Below are 21,257 nucleotides of genomic sequence, written 5' to 3'. Positions count from 1 at the left end.
GAGGAATGTTTCGAGCAAGTTCAAAAAAATCTGGACGCAATTACGCTGAGGCGTAATTGATACATGTTGATTGCAAGACATAACAGTTAACTTTTGCTACTATAAAAACAAGTATTAGGGTTCATTATCAAAAGTTGGAGAATCATACTTACACGAGATAGTGACGCTGAAAAATTACCAAAATGACTATTCAATTTAGTAAGCATGGTGTAGAGCCAAGATGGGTAAAACACAAGGGTGTAAGACTAAAACAAACTTTGAAGGGAGTTTCTTCATGTTAAATAAGAAAACAATGAAAGATATTGATGTTAAGGGTCAACGCGTTTTTGTACGTGTAGATTTTAATGTACCAATGGCAGACGGTGCTATTACCGATGAGACGCGTATTCGTGCAGCTATTCCTACAATTGAGTATTTAGTAGAGCAGGGTGCTAAAGTTATTCTAGCTTCTCACTTAGGTCGTCCAAAAGGTGAAGTAAAAGAGGATATGCGTTTAACGGCTGTTGGCATTCGCTTAGCGGAATTAATGGGCAAGCCTGTTACGAAGCTTGATGAATCCATTGGGCAAGCGGTGGAAGAAGCCGTTGCAAACATGCAAGATGGAGATATTCTACTGCTTGAAAATGTACGCTTCCATGCTGGTGAAGAGAAAAATGATCCTACATTAGCACAGCAATTTGCTCAGCTAGCAGATATTTATGTTAATGATGCTTTTGGTGCAGCCCACCGAGCTCATGCTTCTACAGAAGGAATTGCTAAGCATATTCCAGCTGTATCTGGATTCTTAATGCAAAAGGAATTAGATGTACTAGGTAAGGCATTGTCTAACCCTGAGCATCCGTTTACAGCCATTATTGGTGGTGCCAAAGTAAAAGATAAAATTGGTGTTATTGAAAGCCTTTTAGAAAAAGTAGATCACTTAATTATCGGTGGTGGTTTATCCTTTACATTTATTAAGGCACAAGGCCACGATATCGGTAAATCATTGCTAGAGGAAGATAAAATTGAGCTAGCAAAGTCCTTTATTGAGAAGGCAAAAGCAAAAGGTGTGCAATTACATATGCCAGTCGATGCTGTTGTGGCAAATGAATTTTCACAGGATGCTGAAACACAAATCGTTGATGTAGATGCTATTCCAGCTGATTGGATGGGTCTAGATATTGGACCTAAAACGGCTGCAAACTATGCAGAAGTTATCAAAAACTCTAAATTAATCATTTGGAATGGACCAATGGGTGTCTTTGAAATGGACAAATTTGCAAACGGCACAAAAACAGTTGCTGATGCAATGGCAACAACAGCTGGCTACACAGTAATCGGTGGCGGTGATTCAGCTGCAGCAGTTGAAAAATTTGAAGTAGCAGATAAGATGGATCATATTTCTACAGGTGGTGGTGCTTCCTTAGAATTAATGGAAGGCAAAGAGCTTCCAGGGATTGTAGCACTAAACGATAAATAAGCTAATCGGAGGCAAAATGATGCGTAAACCAATTATTGCAGGTAACTGGAAAATGTTTAAAACATTTGAAGAGGCTATTCAGTTTGTAGATGCTGTACAAGAAAAACTTCCTTCCAATGACAAAGTAGATGCTGTTATTTGCGCACCAGCTCTTTACCTACCTACACTTGTGCAAGTTGCTAGTGAGTCAGAGCTGGCAATTGGTGCACAAACTATGCACTATGAAAATGAAGGTGCTTTTACGGGTGAAATTAGTCCAGCACAGCTAGCAAGTGTGGATGTTGACTATGTCATTTTAGGACACTCTGAACGTCGCGAATACTACAATGAAACAGATGAAGCGATTAATAAGAAGGTAGCAGCAGCACTTGCACATACTATCGTACCTATTATTTGCTGTGGCGAAACACTAGAAGAACGTGAAGCAGGCACAACAGAGCAAAAAGTGGCTGGCCAAATTAAAGCAGCACTTGCTGGGTTTGAAGCACAGCAAGTAGAGCACATGGTCATCGCGTATGAACCGATTTGGGCGATTGGTACTGGTAAAACGGCTACGGCAGACGATGCAAATCAAGTATGCGGAGCGATTCGAGCAGTAGTAGAAGAGCTATATAATGCTGAAACTGCGAATGCCGTGCGCATTCAATATGGTGGCAGTGTTAAGCCTGATAACATTCAGGAGCTTTTATCCAAAGAACATATTGATGGTGCTTTAGTTGGTGGAGCAAGCTTACAACCAGAATCTTATTTAACATTATTGGAGGCGGCAGCAAATGCCTAAAAAGCCAGTAGCATTAATTATTTTAGATGGCTTTGCATTTCGAGATGAAACATTCGGGAATGCAGTAGCACAGGCCAATAAGCCAAATTTTGATCGATATTGGCATCAATTTCCTCATGCGACATTAACAGCAGCGGGAGAAACCGTTGGATTACCTGAAGGACAGATGGGGAATTCTGAGGTGGGGCACTTAAATATCGGTGCAGGACGTATCGTCTATCAAAGCTTAACACGCTTAAATAAATCTATTCGTGATGGAGATTTCTTCACGAATCAAGCCTTTTTAGATGCAGTAGCACATGTGAAAGCTCATCAGTCAAAGCTACATGTTATGGGCTTATTATCAGACGGTGGTGTTCATAGTCATTATGAGCATATGTTTGCACTATTAAAGCTAGCTAAACAGCAAGGATTAGAGGAAGTTTATATACATGGCTTCTTAGATGGTCGTGATGTTGGTCCAACAACAGCATTAGACTATATCGAAGAAACGGAAAAGCAAATGGCTGAAATAGGCATAGGGCAATTTGCTTCTATTCATGGACGTTACTATGCAATGGATCGCGATAAACGTTGGGATCGTGTGGCACTGACTTACAATGTACTGGTGGATGGCGTCGGTCAAACAGCAGAAAGTGCTAAAAGTGGTGTAGCAGCATCCTATGAGCGTGAGGTAACAGATGAATTTGTCATCCCATTTAGCATTCAAGAGCATGGTGAGCCAGTAGCAACAATTGGCGATCATGATGCAGTGATTTTCTTTAACTTCCGTCCCGATCGTGCCATTCAGCTGTCAACAGTTTTTACAAATGGAGCATTCGATGGCTTTGCTATATCTGCAAATCATCCAAAGAATTTAAAATTTGTGTCCTTCACACACTATAGTGATGAAGTCAACGCTCAGGTTGCTTATGAAAATGACAACTTGAAAAATACAATTGGTGAAGTATTAGCGACGAATGGGAAAACACAGTTGCGGATTGCGGAAACTGAAAAATATCCACATGTTACATTCTTTATGAGTGGTGGACGTGAGGAAAAATTCCCTGGTGAGGAACGTATTTTAATTGCTTCTCCCAAGGTGGCGACATACGATTTAAAACCTGAAATGTCTGCCTATGAGGTGACAGAAGCCTTACTTGCAGAAATTGCGGCTGAAAAATTTGATGGCATTATTCTTAACTTTGCCAACCCTGATATGGTTGGTCATAGTGGAATGCTGGAGCCAACAATTAAAGCCATTGAAGCAGTAGATGAATGCTTAGGGAAAGTAGTAGACGCACTCCTTGCAAAAGGTGGCGCAGCTATTATTACAGCTGACCATGGCAACTCTGATGAAGTGTTAACTTTAGCAGGTGAGCCAATGACAGCTCATACAACAAATCCTGTTCCAGTAATTGTGACAAAACCAAATATAATGTTAAGAAATGGTGGTATTTTAGCCGATTTAGCGCCAACCATGTTAGAATTATTAGAGGTGTCACAGCCTACTGAAATGACAGGACAATCATTAATTGAAAAAGAGGAGAATTAATTATGCCATTTATTACACAAGTTTATGCGCGCGAAGTTTTAGACTCACGTGGGAACCCAACAGTAGAGGTTGAAGTATTTACAGAATCAGGCGCATTTGGCCGCGCAATCGTACCATCAGGTGCATCAACAGGTGAATACGAAGCTGTAGAATTACGCGATGGTGACAACTCTCGTTACCTAGGCAAAGGTGTATTAAAAGCAGTTGAAAATGTAAACACAATTATTGCGGAAGAATTAGAAGGTAACTATTCTGTTCTTGATCAAGTAGTCATCGACAAAGCTTTAATCGAGCTAGATGGCACAGAAAACAAAGGCAAGCTTGGTGCCAACGCAATTCTAGGTGTATCCATGGCAGTTGCACATGCTGCGGCAGATTATTTAGATGTACCTCTTTATCAATATCTTGGTGGGTTCAATTCTAAGCAATTACCAGTACCAATGATGAACATCCTAAACGGTGGTGCTCACGCTGATAACAATGTAGACATTCAGGAATTCATGGTTATGCCTGTTGGTGCAGAATCATTCCGTCATGCATTACGTATTGGCGCTGAGATCTTCCATAGCCTAAAAGCTGTTCTAAAAGCAAAAGGCTACAACACAGCAGTAGGTGATGAAGGTGGTTTTGCACCAAACCTAGGCTCTAACGAAGAAGCAATTACAGTGATCTTAGAAGCGATTGAAAAAGCAGGCTACAAACCAGGTGACGAAGTGAAACTTGCAATGGACGTAGCATCCTCTGAACTATTCAATAAAGAAGATGGCAAATACCACTTAGATGGTGAAGGTGTTGTCAAAACTTCTGAGGAAATGGTAGATTGGTACGAAGAGTTAACAAATAAATACCCAATCATTTCAATTGAAGATGGCTTAGACGAAAACGACTGGGCTGGACACAAGCTATTAACAGACCGTATCGGCAATCGCGTACAATTAGTAGGTGATGACCTATTTGTAACAAATACGAAAAAATTATCAGCAGGTATTGAGCAAGGCGTAGGAAATGCCATCCTTATCAAAGTAAACCAAATCGGTACGTTAACTGAAACATTTGAAGCGATCGAAATGGCGAAACGTGCAGGCTACACAGCGGTTATTTCTCACCGTTCTGGTGAATCAGAAGATGCGACAATTGCTGATATCGCTGTTGCAACAAATGCTGGTCAAATTAAAACAGGTGCTCCATCACGTACAGACCGTGTAGCTAAATACAACCAACTTCTTCGCATCGAAGATCAACTTGGTTCAACAGCAGAGTATCTTGGTTTAAATTCATTCTATAACTTAAAATAAGTATTTGATTGAAGAGAAAATACTTTGAATTTAGTAATACACAGCTTTTATATTTGAACCATGTTGTACATTTAGGCTTATGTATTGCTTCAACCTCTGATTTATAAGTGTGATAAACACTTGTAGATTGGGGGTTTTTTAGTTACTTATCTAATTACAGAGTAAGCCTATTCAATTAGAACAACCGAAAGCGGTGGACATTAAGTATCTATTCATTGAAACCTATTACAACATTCTGTTATTATTTAACCTAATTAACTAATATCAACCATATTTACATAATGATAAAAAATTACTGAGGGGTAATAACATGAAGAGAAAAACCAAATCGGTTATTAGTATCATTGTAATATTAATTATTTTCGGTGGAGCATTTGGTTACATCAAATTCACTGAGCATATGAATAAATCTACTCCCGAGGAAGAAAAAACAATCGCTGGATATGTTGAAGTAACTTCTAAGGATGGAACTGTTCTAAAAAAAGAAAATGAATTATATCCAGATGACTTAATAGAACACAAAATGAACGAAACCATTCATAGTATGTCTCATCAGAAGGTTGAAGCGGAAATAAAATGGGGTCACGAGCAAATAACACAAGAAAAGGTTGACCGATTGTTAGCTATAGCCAAAGAAAGCAATTATAAATATAAAGAGCTTTACATTTCAATATTGGAAAGATGGTCGAAGGGTGATTTTTCAAATGCAGTTGACGACCACAATTCCATATGGGAAATGCAAGGCGGCGATGAAGAAGCTTCAGGGAAAGCAATTCGTCTATTAACTCCATCTGAAGAGCAAGCTTATATTCAACACAATTTAGAATATGACTTATATTGAATACCATTTTGCGAAAGCTAAATAGACGAATTTCAAAAAATGCCTCAAAGTTTGAATTAACTTTGAGGCATTTTAACATATAAAAAAGATTAACGTGAAGCGGCATGGCAGGCCAATACGGTGCAGGTTTCAAAGAGGTAAGGAAGCTTTCTAGTGAGACAGCTACAGCAACAGAACAAATTGAAACCTCTCTAAAACGATTACGAGTAATATTCAAGCACTTATGGAAAGCATGGAGCAAATTGAAGTAGCTTCAAATGATCATACAGAGCAGGTTCAACAATTTAGTGAAGCTATTGAAAAACCTAAATGAGATAAGTGAGCAAATGGCGCTTTACATAAAAGGTCTCTTACGATAATAAGAAAAGACAGTCTACTAATATTAGACTGTCCTGACTATTGTTATGGCTGTGACCAATGCTGATCTAGTTCTTGATCGAGATAGACCCAGCCCTTCCAGGCAATATGAATCGTATCCATAATAAAGTAAGGATCATATTCATGATCTGAAAAATCAACATAGGCAACCTTTGCATCCTTTAATACTTGCTCCATTTTATCGTAATACTTTTGACGACGTTCCTCAGGATAGCCATTATAATCATACCAATAGCCATTAACTGGAATGGAGACGAATAGTGGTTTGGCACCTGCATCCTTTAAAACATCGATAACTAGTTGGAAATCCTCATATTCAGGAGAGTTTGTATAATCCTCTTTTTTTCGTATATCTTTAAACTTTGAAAATTTAGCATTTACAAGTCGCTGATAGGCGCGATCTTCAATCATATAGTCGTTGGATACACGCTTCTCCCCATATGCCTCTGCATGCTGCATTTGTTGCTCAAAGCTTTGATTGGCAATCAGCTTGTCATTACTTTTTAATGCATGACCTTTACGTGGGAAAATGGAATAATATAAATCCTTCTTTTCTAGTAACTCCTTGTGGAAACGCCCCGCGACCATGGCCATACGTCCAGTAATTGGTTTTTCCTTGCCGTTAGACATTTGATATTGGTACATGGTCTTTAAGAGGCGATCTCGTTTGACAGTATCAAATTCAAGTAGGCGCTCCATTGCTCTTTTACGAAGGTTGGCATCCATCTCCTGATTAAAGGCTAAATCATAAGCATGTAACATGGAATAATTCGGTGAAAAGTGAAATTCACCCATGCCCTTCTCTGTAAACCACTGAGGGGAGATGATAAAGACCACTTTTTTATCCTTTAAATTCTTTTCTTGTGCTGCGAAATTCAAGAAGTGAGTAATGGACTGCATGCCTCCACGCCCAATCATAAATGTCGAATACGGAGCATCAGTTGCTCGCGTATAATTGTATGGATGGAACGGATCAAAACGGTTTAATTCCGAGGAGCCATAAAGTGGCATGGAATTAGGCTCCTGCAACATTCGCTCCTGTAAATATGTGCCCTGAAATACAAGTGGAGACATGTTCGTTTTGGCTTGCTCCACATCCTCATTGGATATCCATGCTTTAATCCAAGCATTAGGAAAAAAGACAAAGCCAGTAAAAAGAGCAAATGCAATAAATAAAGAAAGAAAGCCTTTTTTGATCATTGTCTTTCAGCTAATTTCCCTGCTATTCGATTAGGCGTATTCCATTCTTCACGATTGAAATCAGTAATAGGGACAGAAATATTAAAACGGTTTTCAATTTCAACTAATAAATTAATTGTCCCAAACGAATCTAGTAAACCTTCTTCAAATAAATCAATATCTGGATTTTCTACAATAATTTCATCTTCACATAACTCGACTAGCATTTCTAAAACTTGTTGTTGATCCATTAATAATTCTCCTTTAGTGAACAGGCTCTTATAGCCCTTTGTTTAAAATAATGTGCCAGAAAAAATATAAAAGCCGAAGCATACAGCATGAAACGTAATGATTACGCCAATAGCATGCGTCCATTTATTTTTTGGCCAACGCTTATGCTTTTTATTCCAGCGTTCAAATTTATCAAAGCTGATAATCAATAGGGCATGATAGAGTCCATAGACCACAAAGTGCCATTCCAGACCATGCCAAATACCCATTAAAAAGAATAGTAAAAAGAAGCCTATATACGAAATAGCAAATTTATTTTTTAGCCATTTTTTCTTTGTCATCCAAAGGACAAAGCGCATATAGACATAATCCCTAAACCAGAAGGAAAGGCTCATATGCCAACGATTCCAAAAATCTTTAATATTGCGGCTGGCGAAAGGGCGATTAAAGTTAATCGGTGTTTGGATACCCATTATCCGGCTCACACCAACAGCAAATGCACTGTAGCCAGCGAAATCAAAGAATAAGTAAAAGCTATACATATACATATACGCTAGCTGTCCCTGAAAGGGTGTCAAATAGTTATACGTATGGTTAGGCAAATAAATAAGCGTGTAGTTGTAAATTAAATAAGCCAAAATAAACTTATATAAAAAGCCGACAAAAATATAGTTAATGCCACTCAATAGCAGCTTTTGGTAATCCTCCGAGGAAGGTACGGTATGAAAATCCTTTGTAAAACGACGCCAACGATCAATAGGTCCCGATGATACGGTAGGAAAGAATAATAAGAAATAGACTAGCTCTACTACCGAAATTTTCTCTTTCATCAAGCCATCACGAGTTTCTAAAATCATTTGCACCGCTTTAAACGTAATGTAGGATACACCTAGGAAGCCAAATACATGATGTAACCCGAGAATCGGCAAAACCTTCACAAGAATCAGGGGTAATATGGATAAAAGCACTGCTATTATAAAAATGGTTCCGCTATTTTGCTGAAGTCGGTAACGCTGATAAGCCACAATAAGTACTACCTGAAAGACAGTAAATAATACGAGCGAGATGGTCCCATTCAATGAATGTCCGAAGATTAATGCTAAGACAATGACCGATATAAAAAGATTATAACGTTTCGAAGATTTGCCTCGTAACCCTAGGAGGATGGTAGGTAGTAATAAAAGTCCGATGATCACAAAAAATGCTATATTTCCATAAGGCGTCATACTGTCTCCATAACCGCCAATCCTTTACGATCTACCTTACCATTTGGATTTAGTGGTAAAGCGTCCATATATTTAAACGTTTTCGGTATCATATAGGCAGGTAAGTACGCCGATAAAAGTGCCTTCAATTGCTTTGTCGTTTTGAAGGCTGCTCCTGTTAATGGCTCACGTAAAACAATATGGGCACTAAGAGAAATGATTTCCTTCTCTTTATAAACAGGTACAACAACACAACTTGAAACAGGTGGCAGGTTATTGATTTGTTTTTCAATCTCTTCAATCTCTAAACGATAGCCGTGTAATTTCACTTGGAAATCCTTACGACCTGAAAAGAACAAATAACCATCCTGCTCATAGCCTATATCACCAGTTTGATAGATGCGATCGCCATCCACGATCGAGAAAGCCTTCGCTGTTAATTCAGGCGCTCCCAAATACCCTGCGCTAACGGTTGGCCCTGAAATAATAATTTCTCCATCTTCTGCTACAGAAACGTTTGGCTCCGTTATAGGGGCAATTGGTAATTGTTCGAAGTGTGCTGCTAGCTCTTTTGTTACTTTTACATAGGATACAGCGACGGTTGTTTCTGTAGGACCATATAAATTATAAATTGTTGCCTGTGGAAAACGAAGCATTAACTCGTTACATACCGCTATCGGTAAAACCTCTCCGCAAAATAAAAAAGTATCCAATGCAGGCATGAGTTTTTGATCCCATTCTTTGTTCATCAAACACATCTTGGCAAAGGAAGGTGTAGAAGTCCATACACGAGTATTTGACATCGCTAATGAATCAAACAATGCTTTTGGATTAGCAATTTCTTGCTGTGTAATCGCATAAAGCGTGTGTCCACCAACAAGAGCTGGGTAGAGATCCATAACAGATAAATCAAAGGAATAAGGTGCTTGATTTAAAAATACGCCGTCTTGCTGTAAAGGGAAGTGTTCCTGCATCCACCTAACAAAGTGTGTTAGATTACTAGCTGTTATTTGTACCCCTTTTGGTTGACCGGTTGAACCAGAAGTGTAAATAATATAATGGATATCCTCATCTCGAACCCATGTTGCGGATGATAGGATCACGTCCTTTGAGGAGGCATCCAGAATATCATGCACTGCCATAACTGGCAGGTTCAACGGCATCTGTAATAGCTCTGTTGTCAATACTAAACCTGCTCCAGAAGCTTCTGTAATGAGCTGTAATCTTTCTGATGGTGTTGACGAATCAACAGGCACATATGGATGGCCAGCTTTTACAGCTCCGATAAACGCAACAATTTGTAGGGGGGACATATGTCCATAAATGACAATAGGCTGTTGTCTCCGCAACTTAAGCTTCATTAAATAATCGGCAAGACGATCCGATAAATGCCAAAGCTCACTATAAGTTAAGGAGGCATTGTGAGTCTGATAAGCAGTTTTTTGTGGCTGCTGGAGGGCCACACGTTCAATAGCTGCCAAAATACTTAACATATTTTAATCTCCTTTATTTAAAATTCCGTATATATAAATGGTCCAGCGTTCATATCATGGAAGCCATGTATAAGAAACAACAGTACCAAAACAATCAAATAAAACAACGTGAAGCCAATAAAGCGTAGATACTCATTATTTTTGATGGATTGCATTTGTCCACCTCCAATGAAAAAAAGTATAGGATTAAACTTTCAAAAAATAGTAATTTACTAGTTAAAAATCCTTACCTTATGTTTTTAACACTGATTTGACGGAATGTGGAGAAAAATGTTGCTGAATTAAGATGAATTCAGTAAATCATAAGATTAATTTAAGGTAAATTTAAGGTTTTGGGGGGATATGTAGAGTTTACAAATTATTGGCTGGTTTACTTATGTAAAAAAAGCACGAACATAAGGGAATAATCTCAACTTATGTTCGCGCTATTATTTTTATTTCACTTCATTAATAACTTTTTTAGATACATAAAATTCAGAGCCATTGTAGACATTGATTGTATCAAATGTATGAGTCTTTGCCGTGTTTGTTGAAGTTTGTTCATAGATCATCGTGTTTTTATTGACTGGAATTTTCACTGTAACATCTGCTTTTTGTGCAATAAATGTTGGGTTTTCTTTATTCGATAAGTCAATTTTTGTTGTAAATCCTTTTTCCGTAAATGCCTTCGTTGCAGGCACATATAAATCATTTGTTAATGTGTTTAAGTCAAAGCCCATAAAGCGTGCCATTGTATGGGCTAAATCAGTGTTTTCTACTAATCCTGTCAATTTAGAAGGACCAAATGAATATAAGAATACATCTTCACCCGTATGGCCACCTGTTGTATAACCAATGTTTGCACGATTGGCTAGCATTTTTACCATTTCATTGCCTAAGTCTTTAGCAGACTGTAATGTTTTAAGCTCGTCCTCCGTTAATGAATCTAAGCCATAAAGAGCAGCGACCTCAACTAAATTCGAGCGATCTTCTTTTAGTTGGCTTAAAGCTCCTTCAATGGTCATTGTAGCTTTTTTTAACGGGTCGATGTACGCAGAGACTGGAATGTTGGAATAGGTACTAGTTGTGTTAGCGTTCCCCATCGTAATGCCACTATTTCCATGATCAGTTACTGCGATGACTAAAGTATTACCATCTTCCTTCGCAAAATCAACCGCTTCTTTCACTGCATCATCGAATGATAAAATATCGCTAATGATACCAATAGTATCGTTGGCATGTGCAGCCCAGTCAACCTTACTACCTTCTACAAAGAGGAAGAAGCCATCCTCATCCTTTTTCAGCGTATTGATTGCTTTATTTGTCATTTCAGCAAGTGTAGGCTCAGATGCTCTTGTTTTAGCACGATCTAAATCATAAGCAAGTGCACTTGGCGCAAAGCTTCCCCAAATTTTTGAGGATTGACTGTTAAATAGCTCATCGCGCGTTTTAACGAGATCATAATTTTTTTCATTCAAAACTTTGATTAAATCCTCGCCATCTTGACGAGCGTTTTTCGATGTGCCTGGTGATAGTGATTCCAGTCCACCACCTAAGACAACATCAATATTTTGATAAACCTGCTGCTCTGCTATATCCCCATATTGACTTCTATTGTTGACATGTGCAGAAAAACCAGCTGGTGTAGCATGTTGAATTTCGGAAGTAGAAATTAATCCAGTAGCCTTACCTTGCTGTTTAGCTCCTTCTAGCACATTGGCTACAGGTCGGAAGGCATCTTCCTTAGCGATTTGCGTTAATCCAGGGGAGTTGATCACAGAGGGCAGCACACCTATATATTTATCGTTCGATTTATGCCCAGTTGCTAATGCTGTCGCAGCAGGCGCGGAATCGGTAATGGCAGATTCCGCAGAATATGTGCGCATAGCACCCGATAAAATTTCATCCATTGCTAGGCTTTCACCTTTATACCAGCGAGAAAGGGTGACAGCATTATTACTGCTACCATCCATCACAAGCATAATGACATTCGTCGGTTTCTTTACTTCGGCTGCATGTACCTCTTGCTGTGGGATACTAACTGCGGATAAAGTCACTGCACCTGCTAAGAACAATGAAGTCCATTTTTTTGCGTATTTCATGATTTTCCTCCTTTAGGTGAATTCAATTGTAAGTGTAAAGGAATGGTGTAAAGCTAGCGTTAAAGGTTTGTTAATGGAATATGGTAATTATGTAAATATTGGGGAAGGAAAGAATCTGTGTAAAAGTCACACAGATTCTTTTGGGGCATTACAAATTTTCCTGATGTTGTGCGCCATCAATTGTTTCATAATATAAAATGTCTTCTTCAATGTACAAGTTGAGGACTTCATCTTCAAATAAGACTTCTTCGGAGCCGTCCTGGACATTAATTTTTGTTAAATAACCGGCATTGTCATAGTCACTGCAATAAATGAAATCATCATAAGTAGCTAAATAATAGCATGCCGTTTCTGTAATTTGATTGTTTTCATTTGTGTCTAAATTATAGGAATAGACCATATTATCATTGATACTATTATAATAAATCACATCATCCACAGTACTGGCATACCACATATCATGCATAAAATCATAATTGTTATTTGTAGCAGTAAAATAATTTTCATTTACCCATAAATGATCTTGGCTTAGTTTTTCATCACTGACTAAAAAGTATTCATAGGAAATCGCATAAGGCTCCGCTGAATCCACATCATTCCACGTTGTATCAAGATGATACCAATTGCCATCGATACTGACTAAATTCCAAGCATGCAGCTGATCCTCACTATAGCCATATACGTATTTAGCTTCTACATTCGATGCTAATAGTAGGCGATAAGCTAGTAGAGCATAGGCTTGACATACCGCAGTTTCCTCGTCTATCAGCTCAAAAACCGTTTGTCCCTCAGTAGAGCCTTGTTCTGTATAAGTGGCTAACTGTACAACCGTATCATTAATGATTTTAGCACGTTCAAAATCTGTCATATCTGTCGTAATATACTGGTCAGCAAAAGCCTCTACATATTGATCGACCTTTTGTTCCTTTTTGGCATCTGTTAAGTAATCAATCGACAACTCTACCAAATAGCCATCCTCGGTTTCCCAAGCCGTCCATTCATAAGTAAGAAAATAACCAGCTGTATAGGGATCAACGAAAGAAAGCAGGCTATTTAAGTCATTCAGCTGCACCTCAAAATCTTCGAAGTTTAGCTTCCCTGTATAAGGGACTTCAAAGTGCTGTTCAAACTTTGCTACTTGTTTTTCGACTTTTTTAGTGAATTGTAGTAAGGCAGGATCATCCTTAAATAATGAGGTTGAAAAAAGATCATTAGGTGAAAAAGAGGCAGATAACGCTTTACTTTCTGGCTTCTTCATATCATTCTCTGTTTCTTCTGCTAAGGTCGTAGTTGTTACATCCTCTTCCTCAAGAAGTAGGTCAATGGCCTTTGAGCATGCAGTAAGAAACGGAATCATGCAGCATAGCACAAGCAGCGCTGCTATTTTTTTATTCATTTTCCCACCCTCCAAAAAAATTCATTTTTGCCATTATAGTTTAAATTATAGGGAGTGACATCCACAAATAGTAGCATAAGTCGACAAGGATGGAAGCCTGAGGCGGAAAATTTCCAGCAAAACATAAAGCGAAGTTTGTCATCGTAACCTTTTTTTGTTATAATGTAGTCTGTTGTGATGTTTCAAAGTTCGGGAGGTGCAGTGAATGCATACAGTAGTATTAGTTTCATTAGTTATCGTATCATTAGCGTTAATCGTTGTGGTATTACTTCAATCTAGTAAAAGTGCAGGCTTATCAGGTGCCATCTCGGGTGGAGCTGAGCAACTATTTGGAAAGCAAAAAGCACGTGGTATGGATTTAATCCTTCACCGTGCAACAATTGTGTTAGCTATAGTGTTCTTTTTATTAGCAATCGCTATTACAAAAATCTAATAGTTGAAGATATATCGCCTAACCGAATTGGTTGGGCGTTTTCTTTTATCATTGTTAAATGGTAAATTCTCTCTCTGGAGTAAAAAATGAATGGTAATGCAATAACCAATGCCATCCGCTGGGCATCATTGGATGACGAGAATGGGTATAGTATGTATAAGTGTTTTAGAATGAAGGAGTGCTTACAGTGAACAAATCATTATCACAGCCATTTTTCTTTCAGGCAGGACCACGTGCTGTTTTATTATTACACGGCTTCACAGGAAGCTCTGCAGACGTACGAATGCTTGGTAGATTTTTAGAGAAAAAAGGGTATACTACATTAGCACCTCACTATAAAGGTCACGGTGTGGAACCAGAAGAACTAATCACAACAGGTCCAGCAGACTGGTGGCAGGATGTTATTGCCGCCTACAAACAGTTACAGGATGCTGGCTATCAGGAAATAGCTGTTGCTGGCCTTTCATTAGGCGGTGTTATGGCATTAAACGTTGCATTAAATAATCCTGTTAAAGGAATTGTGACAATGTGTGCCCCTATGACAATGCGTACAACCGACGTTATGTTTGAGGGTGTCTTGAAATATGCAAGGGACTATAAAAAGTTCCAAGGGAAACAGGAAGAGCAAATTGAAGCTGAAGTTGCAAGCATTGCTGAAAAAGGCATGCCATCTCTACAGCAGCTACGAGAATTTATAGCTCGCACTCGTCAAGAAATTGACATGATATACGCGCCTATTTTCGTCGTACAAGCTACAAATGATGAAGTAATAGAGACAGAATCTGCCAACATTATATATAATCAAACTGAGTCACTTGAAAAGCACATCAAGTGGTATGAAAACTCAAAACATGTTATTACATTAGATCAAGAAAAAGATCAATTACATGAGGACATTTATCGCTTTTTAGAAAGCCTAAATTGGGCACAATAATTATAAATAGGATTTTCTCATGAAGGAGGGAATATGTATGAAAGATCAAAAAGATACACTACAAAGTCGTTTACTCGATTTTTTCAGCAAAGATGATTATAAACCACTAACCGTCGGTGAAATCGAGGATGAATTCGGCTTTGAGGATGCGGAGGAGTTCAAGGAGCTTGTGAAAACACTTGTCCGCATGGAAGGGCAAGGCTTAGTTGTACGCTCTCGCTCCAATCGCTATGGCCTACCAGAGCGTATGAATTTGCTAAGAGGTAAATTTATCGGACATGCGAAGGGCTTTGGCTTCGTGACACCTGATGTCGAGGGCATGGATGATGTGTTCATTCCGCCGCATGAAATTAACGGTGCCATTAACGGAGACATCGTTCTGATTCGTGTTTTAAAGGAATCATTTGGTGATCGACGTGAGGGTACGGTTACAAAGGTCGTCGAGCGTGGGCAAACAAGCTTTGTCGGCACATTTCAGGCTAACCGTGGCTTCGGCTTTGTTGTCCTAGACGATAAAAAGCTACCAATGGATATCTTTATTGCCAAAGGAGATACATTAGGAGCTGTCGATGGACATAAGGTTGTTGTTGAGGTAGCAACATGGCCAGAGGATTTAAAATCCGCTACAGGCTATATTACAAAAATTTTAGGGCATAAAAATGATCCAGGTGTGGACATTTTATCCATTTTATATAAGCATGACATTCCACCTGAATTCCCAGATGAAGTCATTGCTGCTGCACAGCGTGTACCAGATGAAATTACCGAGGCCGATTTAGTAGGTCGTCGTGATTTACGTCATGAAACGATTGTGACAATTGATGGTGCAGATGCAAAGGATTTAGATGATGCTGTAACCGTAACAAAAAATGTAGATGGTACGTATAAGCTTGGCGTACATATTGCAGACGTAAGTTATTATGTAACGCAAGGCTCAGTCATTGACATTGAAGCTTACGATCGTGCGACAAGTGTTTATTTAACAGACCGTGTCATTCCAATGATTCCACATCGTTTATCAAACGGCATTTGTTCATTAAATCCACAGGTTGACCGTTTAACACTATCCTGTGAAATGATTATTGATGCGAATGGTAATGTGGTTGCACACGAAATTTTCCAAAGCGTCATTAAAACTACTGAGCGTATGACGTATAAGGACGTTTACAAGATTTTAGAGGAGCAGGATGAGGCATTAATTGAACGCTATGAGCCACTTGTTCCAATGTTTAAAAACATGGCTGAGCTATCTGGTATTTTACGCCGTAAACGCGAAATGCGAGGAGCTATTGACTTTGACTTCAAAGAATCCAAGGTGATCGTAAACGAAGAAGGATGGCCCGTTGATATTGAATTACGTGAACGAACAGTAGCGGAGAAATTAATTGAAGATTTCATGCTAGCTGCCAATGAAACAGTGGCAGAGCACTTCCACTGGATGAATGTACCGTTTCTATACCGTATTCACGAAGATCCAAAGCCTGAAAAGCTTCAACGCTTCTTTGAATTTGTCACGAATTTCGGGATTTTAATTAAAGGTACTGGTAATACCGTTCATCCTAAGGCATTACAGGATGTTTTGAAGGCAATTGAAGGTATGCCAGAGGAGCCTGTTATCTCAACGATGCTCCTACGTTCAATGCAGCAGGCGAAGTACTACCCAGAAAGTCTTGGACACTTTGGCTTATCAACGGATTTCTATACACACTTCACATCACCAATTCGTCGTTATCCTGACTTAGTTGTACACCGTTTAATTCGTACGTATTTAATTAACAAGGATACATCGAGAGAAACCATTGCACAGTGGAGTATGGCAATGGATGAAATTGCTGACCACACATCTGAGCGTGAACGTCGTGCTGTTGATGCAGAACGTGATACAGACGCACTGAAAAAAGCACAATATATGTCCGACAAAATTGGCGAAGAATTCGAAGGAATTGTTTCATCCATTACAAACTTCGGTATTTTCGTGGAGCTACCAAACACCATCGAAGGACTTGTCCATATTAGTAATATGACTGATGATTACTACCGCTTCGATGATCGTCAAATGATTATGATCGGGGAACGAACGAATCGCCAATTCCGTATTGGGGATGAAGTGACAGTTCGTGTGGCAAATGTCATTATTGAGGAGTCATCCATTGACTTTGAAATCGTTGGAATGGTAACTTCATATGGACGAACACGCAAAGCAGCACCAACTGTTATTCATGCACGTAAAAATTATAGCGATAACAAAGGTGGACGCAGTCGCCGAAGCACACGCAGTGATGAGGAAAAAGGCGGACGTGGTGGCAATCGTAGAGGCGGTCGTCAAGAGGATGACCGTGGAACTCGTAGCTCATCAAAGCAAGGTGAACGACGCGAAAGTGACCGTGATCCACGTGGACGCCGCAAAGATGACTCAAGCCCAGGTCCAAAAAAACGCGTGAAGCAAAAGCAAAAGTTCTATGAGGGCATTGCCAAAAAAGGCAAAAAGAAAAAAACAAAACGTAAATAAGCCTAAGCGAAAGTATCCATTGAAAGGGTGCTTTCGCTTAAGCTCAACCTTTTAAGTAGAGGGTGAAAGATATGGCAAAAGGTTCTGGTAAAGTATTAGCACAAAACAAAAAAGCAGGCCATGATTACTTCATCGAAGAAACAATCGAAGCAGGCATGGTCCTAACAGGTACAGAAATCAAATCAATCCGTGCAGGGAAAGTCCAACTGAAAGACTCCTTTGTCCGCGTCCGTAATGGTGAGGCATGGATCAACAATATGCACGTTAGCGCATTCGAACAAGGCAACCGCTTCAACCACGATCCACTACGCACCCGCAAGCTGCTGCTCCACAAAAAGCAAATCGGCGAGCTAGTCGGTGCCGTAAAACGTGACGGCTACACAATCGTTCCATTGAAAATGTACATCAAGGATGGCTATGCCAAGCTCCTTATTGGCATCGGTAAAGGGAAAAAAGACTACGACAAGCGCAGCGACATGCGCAAAAAAGAAGCCAAACGCGAGATGGAACGTGCCTTCAAGGAACGCCAGCGTTAAAAAGGCTGATGAGAAAGCTGGCAAGTGCCGAACTTTCTCATCTGTTTTTTTCTATATTGAAGCAAATTTGTTAGAAGCTGTTTGGATCTATCCAACAGCTTCTTTTTTTGGTCCTATAACACAAAAAAATTAAAATATAATCCCCTTTTTTATCTTCCAAGACATATGTTTAGAAAATTCAAACAATTAAAATTGTAGTAACTACATAATTCATTTCGAGGTGAGTCTTATGAATAAAACAGTTATCGAAAAAATTACGCACATTGTTGGTGAAAAATACATTAAAAACTCAACTGCACAGCTTTTAGCATATTCCTATGATGCAACGGCAAATTTTCAGCGCTTACCTGATCTTGTCATTTCACCAGGGAATGCAGAGGAAATTGCAGAGGTAATTAAAGTATGTAATGAATATAGAATTTCAATTATTCCGCGAGGTTCTGGAACAAATCTTGCAGCAGGAACGGTGCCTTACGATGGGGGCGTAGTGATTTTATTTAATAGAATGGATCAAATTTTAAATTTCGATAAGGAAAATTTAACGATTACAGTCCAGCCTGGCATTATATCTGAGAATCTTTGTACATTCGTCGAAGCACATGGTTTATTTTACCCTCCTGATCCAAGCTCCATGAGAATTTCTACGATTGGTGGCAATGTTAGTGAAAACTCAGGTGGCTTGCGTGGCTTAAAATATGGTGTAACAAAGGATTATGTCAAAGGTCTACAAGTTGTTTTACCAAACGGGGATATTATAGAAACAGGTGGCAAACTAGCAAAGGACGTAGCGGGCTATGACCTCACATCATTATTTGTTGGAGCAGAGGGAACATTGGGTGTCGTAACAGCGATTACTTTAAAGCTTATTCCGTTGCCACAATATAAAATGACGAGTATCGCATACTTTGAATCCTTAGAGGATGCAGCGAGAACAGTCTCTAGTATTATTGCCAATAAAATCATTCCTGTAACGCTAGAATTTCTTGATAAAAAAACAATTAGCGCCGTCGAGCAATATATGAAAATTGGACTCTCAACAGATGTAGAAGCAATGCTATTACTTGAGCAGGATGGTGAAATGCATCAAGTAGAACAAGATGTCAAAGAAATGGTACGAATCGCTGAAGAAAATGGAGCTCTCTTTACGCAAATTGCAAAAGATGCACAGGAAGCGGAGCAAATTAAAACAGCAAGACGTGTCGCATTATCAGCATTAGCAAAATTAAAACCGACAGTTATTTTAGAGGATGCCACAGTACCACGATCAGAGCTGGCCAAAATGGTGATGAGAATTAATGATATATCCGAAAAGTACAATGTCAATATTGCCACATTTGGTCATGCAGGGGATGGAAATTTGCATCCTACATGTTTAACAGACTTGCGAGATGAAGAGGAGATGCACCGTGTGGAAGCGGCATTTTCGGAAATTTTTGAGGCAGCACTGTCGCTAGGTGGCACGATTACAGGGGAGCACGGTGTAGGTGAAATGAAAGCACCTTATTTAGAATGGAAAATTGGTCCTATCGGTATTAATGTAATGAAAAACATTAAGCAAACTTTCGATCCTAACCATATTATGAATCCTGGCAAAGTCTTTGCTAAAGAAACGAAGAAAAGAGTGGTGGTACATGGTGGTAACTAACGTACAACAGCAAATGCAGCAATCCTTCCAGACACATGTCGATGAAAATCTATTGCTCGACTGTATGAGATGTGGCTTCTGTTTGCCAAGCTGTCCGACCTATCTTCACATGGAGCAGGATGAGGCACAATCACCACGTGGACGCATTGCCTTGATGAAGGCAGTACGTGACGGGATTGTACCTTTCGATGCATCTGTAGAACAATCATTCGATTTATGTTTAGGATGTCGCGCATGTGAGCCGGCATGTCCAGCTGGTGTACAGTATGGTGCTTTAATCGAGCAAACCCGTGAAGCCGTACAAGAAGTGAAGCAATCTTCCTTCGTAGAAAAAACAACAAGAAAAATTGTTTTCAATCATCTTTTCGTCAAGCAAAAAAATATGGAGCATGCAGTTAGTCTAGTGCATCTTTATCAAAAAACAGGTCTACAAAAAGCTGTACGGAAAATTGGCTTTTTAAATTTATTCCCAAAGCATTTAAAAACAATGGAGGCATCTTTACCTCCCGTAGCTAAAAAGGTACAGCCATTAAAGAAGGTAAAAACAGCTTCGATGAAGGTGGCCTTTTTTACAGGCTGTCTAATGGATACACTTTATAAGGAAACAAATGAAAAAACGGTGTCCTTGCTACAATTGCTTGGTGTTGATGTCGTTATTCCAGATAATCAAAGTTGCTGCGGAGCACTCCATGGACATAGTGGTGAACTAAAGCGTGGTAAGCAAAACTTAATTCGTAATGTAGAGTTATTTGATTCAGATGATTATACCTATATTGTTAATAACGCAGGTGGTTGTGGTGCTTTCTTAAAGGAATATGAGAAGCACTTACATAGTGATGAACGCTATCGTGAAAAAGCAGTTCGATTTTCAAAGAAGACAATTGATATTTCAAGTCTGCTTGTCAAAGCTGGGCTACTGGATTATTTAGCAACCTTGCCACAACAAGTAAACAAGACTCTTGTAACCTATCAGGATTCCTGCCATTTACGCAATGTTAATAAAATCTTCAATGAGCCAAGAATGATTTTACAGGCCCTACCGAATGTGCACTTTAAAGAGCTGCCAAATGCCAATACATGTTGTGGTTCAGCAGGAATATATAATTTATTGCAGCCTGCATCAGCAGATAATATTTTAACTACAAAAATGGCTACGATTAAGGCGCTACAGCCTACAGTGATTGTCACAGCCAATCCTGGTTGCTTGCTGCAAATTCAATCTGGTATCCATAAAGAAAATCTAGAAGCAAGCATGCAAGCCGCACATATTGTTGATTTTATCTACAAGAGCATAGAAAACTGTAGTAAAATAGCTAAAATATACTAA

General features: G+C 39.1%; 18 protein-coding genes. 11 read left to right on the top strand and 7 right to left on the bottom strand.

Features of this window, described 5'->3' with window-relative positions; genetic code table 11:
• Positions 1-274 precede the first annotated feature (274 nt).
• The 5 genes from B3D98_RS01140 to B3D98_RS01120 all read left to right on the top strand — a co-directional run bounded on the left by B3D98_RS01140 (position 275) and on the right by B3D98_RS01120 (position 5,910).
• Entirely contained in the window at positions 275-1,459 is a 1,185-nt protein-coding gene (locus B3D98_RS01140) for a phosphoglycerate kinase (RefSeq protein WP_026023505.1), read from the top strand.
• 19 nt (positions 1,460-1,478) lie between these two features.
• The gene (gene tpiA / locus B3D98_RS01135) at positions 1,479-2,240 is read left to right on the top strand and encodes a triose-phosphate isomerase (RefSeq protein ID WP_048390882.1); all 762 of its coding nucleotides are present in this window, start codon (positions 1,479-1,481) and stop codon (positions 2,238-2,240) included.
• The gene (gene gpmI, locus B3D98_RS01130; RefSeq protein WP_288579809.1) at positions 2,233-3,774 is read left to right on the top strand and encodes a 2,3-bisphosphoglycerate-independent phosphoglycerate mutase; all 1,542 of its coding nucleotides are present in this window, start codon (positions 2,233-2,235) and stop codon (positions 3,772-3,774) included. The genes tpiA and gpmI overlap by 8 nt, the downstream gene beginning before the upstream one ends.
• Before the next feature lie 2 nt (positions 3,775-3,776).
• Positions 3,777-5,069, top strand: a complete 1,293-nt coding sequence (eno, locus tag B3D98_RS01125; protein ID WP_288579807.1) for a phosphopyruvate hydratase — start codon at positions 3,777-3,779, stop codon at positions 5,067-5,069.
• A gap of 310 nt (positions 5,070-5,379) precedes the next feature.
• Entirely contained in the window at positions 5,380-5,910 is a 531-nt protein-coding gene (locus B3D98_RS01120) for a DUF6241 domain-containing protein (RefSeq protein WP_048390887.1), read from the top strand.
• A gap of 402 nt (positions 5,911-6,312) precedes the next feature.
• Here B3D98_RS01120 and dltD read toward each other — a convergent pair whose 3' ends face one another.
• The 7 genes from dltD to B3D98_RS01085 all read right to left on the bottom strand — a co-directional run bounded on the left by dltD (position 6,313) and on the right by B3D98_RS01085 (position 13,873).
• A complete protein-coding gene (dltD, locus tag B3D98_RS01115) occupies positions 6,313-7,488 on the bottom strand; it encodes a D-alanyl-lipoteichoic acid biosynthesis protein DltD (RefSeq protein ID WP_288579804.1) in 1,176 nt (391 codons plus the stop codon).
• A complete protein-coding gene (gene dltC, locus B3D98_RS01110; RefSeq protein WP_016994756.1) occupies positions 7,485-7,718 on the bottom strand; it encodes a D-alanine--poly(phosphoribitol) ligase subunit 2 in 234 nt (77 codons plus the stop codon). The genes dltD and dltC overlap by 4 nt, the downstream gene beginning before the upstream one ends.
• Positions 7,719-7,760: 42 nt before the next feature.
• Entirely contained in the window at positions 7,761-8,924 is a 1,164-nt protein-coding gene (gene dltB / locus B3D98_RS01105; RefSeq protein ID WP_288579799.1) for a D-alanyl-lipoteichoic acid biosynthesis protein DltB, read from the bottom strand.
• The gene (dltA, locus tag B3D98_RS01100) at positions 8,921-10,396 is read right to left on the bottom strand and encodes a D-alanine--poly(phosphoribitol) ligase subunit DltA (protein ID WP_288579797.1); all 1,476 of its coding nucleotides are present in this window, start codon (positions 10,394-10,396) and stop codon (positions 8,921-8,923) included. Before dltA ends, dltB begins: the two co-directional genes overlap by 4 nt.
• Before the next feature lie 17 nt (positions 10,397-10,413).
• Complete coding sequence (locus B3D98_RS01095; protein WP_004228095.1) at positions 10,414-10,551, bottom strand: teichoic acid D-Ala incorporation-associated protein DltX; 138 nt, start codon at positions 10,549-10,551, stop codon at positions 10,414-10,416.
• Between the two features lie 279 nt (positions 10,552-10,830).
• Positions 10,831-12,477, bottom strand: coding sequence for an alkaline phosphatase (locus B3D98_RS01090; protein WP_259949792.1), 1,647 nt, complete (start codon positions 12,475-12,477; stop codon positions 10,831-10,833).
• Between the two features lie 148 nt (positions 12,478-12,625).
• A complete protein-coding gene (locus B3D98_RS01085) occupies positions 12,626-13,873 on the bottom strand; it encodes a DUF5050 domain-containing protein (RefSeq protein ID WP_288579790.1) in 1,248 nt (415 codons plus the stop codon).
• Positions 13,874-14,078: 205 nt separating this feature from the next.
• Here B3D98_RS01085 and secG point away from each other — a divergent pair, with 205 nt between their 5' ends.
• From secG to B3D98_RS01055, 6 genes are all read left to right on the top strand, one after another.
• Entirely contained in the window at positions 14,079-14,306 is a 228-nt protein-coding gene (gene secG / locus B3D98_RS01080; protein ID WP_004228101.1) for a preprotein translocase subunit SecG, read from the top strand.
• A 187-nt stretch (positions 14,307-14,493) separates the two neighbouring features.
• Positions 14,494-15,240 carry an alpha/beta hydrolase gene (locus B3D98_RS01075; RefSeq protein WP_288579786.1) on the top strand — a complete coding sequence of 249 codons (747 nt, stop codon included), beginning with the start codon at positions 14,494-14,496 and terminating at the stop codon, positions 15,238-15,240.
• A 37-nt stretch (positions 15,241-15,277) separates the two neighbouring features.
• The gene (gene rnr / locus B3D98_RS01070) at positions 15,278-17,749 is read left to right on the top strand and encodes a ribonuclease R (RefSeq protein WP_048390899.1); all 2,472 of its coding nucleotides are present in this window, start codon (positions 15,278-15,280) and stop codon (positions 17,747-17,749) included.
• Between the two features lie 71 nt (positions 17,750-17,820).
• Positions 17,821-18,285 carry an SsrA-binding protein SmpB gene (smpB, locus tag B3D98_RS01065; protein WP_009373233.1) on the top strand — a complete coding sequence of 155 codons (465 nt, stop codon included), beginning with the start codon at positions 17,821-17,823 and terminating at the stop codon, positions 18,283-18,285.
• A 229-nt stretch (positions 18,286-18,514) separates the two neighbouring features.
• A complete protein-coding gene (locus tag B3D98_RS01060) occupies positions 18,515-19,930 on the top strand; it encodes an FAD-binding oxidoreductase (RefSeq protein WP_288579781.1) in 1,416 nt (471 codons plus the stop codon).
• A complete protein-coding gene (locus B3D98_RS01055) occupies positions 19,917-21,257 on the top strand; it encodes a (Fe-S)-binding protein (RefSeq protein ID WP_259949782.1) in 1,341 nt (446 codons plus the stop codon). The genes B3D98_RS01060 and B3D98_RS01055 overlap by 14 nt, the downstream gene beginning before the upstream one ends.

Origin of the sequence: Lysinibacillus sp. UBA5994, assembly GCF_002429725.1 — a bacterium.
Taxonomy (GTDB): Bacteria; Bacillota; Bacilli; order Bacillales_A; family Planococcaceae; genus Lysinibacillus; species Lysinibacillus capsici.
The sequence above is the reverse complement of the archived record's forward strand: the minus strand, read 5'-3'. Positions and strand labels throughout refer to the sequence as shown.

Bases quoted from the DNA above. Each gene is read 5' to 3' on its own strand.
- gpmI (WP_288579809.1), top strand. From the start codon at position 2,233: ATGCCTAAAAAGCCAGTAGCATTAATTATTTTAGATGGCTTTGCATTT.
- smpB (WP_009373233.1), top strand. From the start codon at position 17,821: ATGGCAAAAGGTTCTGGTAAAGTATTAGCACAAAACAAAAAAGCAGGC.
- tpiA (WP_048390882.1), top strand. From the start codon at position 1,479: ATGCGTAAACCAATTATTGCAGGTAACTGGAAAATGTTTAAAACATTT.
- B3D98_RS01060 (WP_288579781.1), top strand. From the start codon at position 18,515: ATGAATAAAACAGTTATCGAAAAAATTACGCACATTGTTGGTGAAAAA.
- secG (WP_004228101.1), top strand. From the start codon at position 14,079: ATGCATACAGTAGTATTAGTTTCATTAGTTATCGTATCATTAGCGTTA.
- B3D98_RS01140 (WP_026023505.1), top strand. From the start codon at position 275: ATGTTAAATAAGAAAACAATGAAAGATATTGATGTTAAGGGTCAACGC.
- B3D98_RS01085 (WP_288579790.1), bottom strand. From the start codon at position 13,873: ATGAATAAAAAAATAGCAGCGCTGCTTGTGCTATGCTGCATGATTCCG.
- eno (WP_288579807.1), top strand. From the start codon at position 3,777: ATGCCATTTATTACACAAGTTTATGCGCGCGAAGTTTTAGACTCACGT.
- B3D98_RS01090 (WP_259949792.1), bottom strand. From the start codon at position 12,477: ATGAAATACGCAAAAAAATGGACTTCATTGTTCTTAGCAGGTGCAGTG.
- dltA (WP_288579797.1), bottom strand. From the start codon at position 10,396: ATGTTAAGTATTTTGGCAGCTATTGAACGTGTGGCCCTCCAGCAGCCA.
- dltD (WP_288579804.1), bottom strand. From the start codon at position 7,488: ATGATCAAAAAAGGCTTTCTTTCTTTATTTATTGCATTTGCTCTTTTT.
- dltC (WP_016994756.1), bottom strand. From the start codon at position 7,718: ATGGATCAACAACAAGTTTTAGAAATGCTAGTCGAGTTATGTGAAGAT.
- B3D98_RS01055 (WP_259949782.1), top strand. From the start codon at position 19,917: ATGGTGGTAACTAACGTACAACAGCAAATGCAGCAATCCTTCCAGACA.
- dltB (WP_288579799.1), bottom strand. From the start codon at position 8,924: ATGACGCCTTATGGAAATATAGCATTTTTTGTGATCATCGGACTTTTA.
- B3D98_RS01095 (WP_004228095.1), bottom strand. From the start codon at position 10,551: ATGCAATCCATCAAAAATAATGAGTATCTACGCTTTATTGGCTTCACG.
- B3D98_RS01120 (WP_048390887.1), top strand. From the start codon at position 5,380: ATGAAGAGAAAAACCAAATCGGTTATTAGTATCATTGTAATATTAATT.
- rnr (WP_048390899.1), top strand. From the start codon at position 15,278: ATGAAAGATCAAAAAGATACACTACAAAGTCGTTTACTCGATTTTTTC.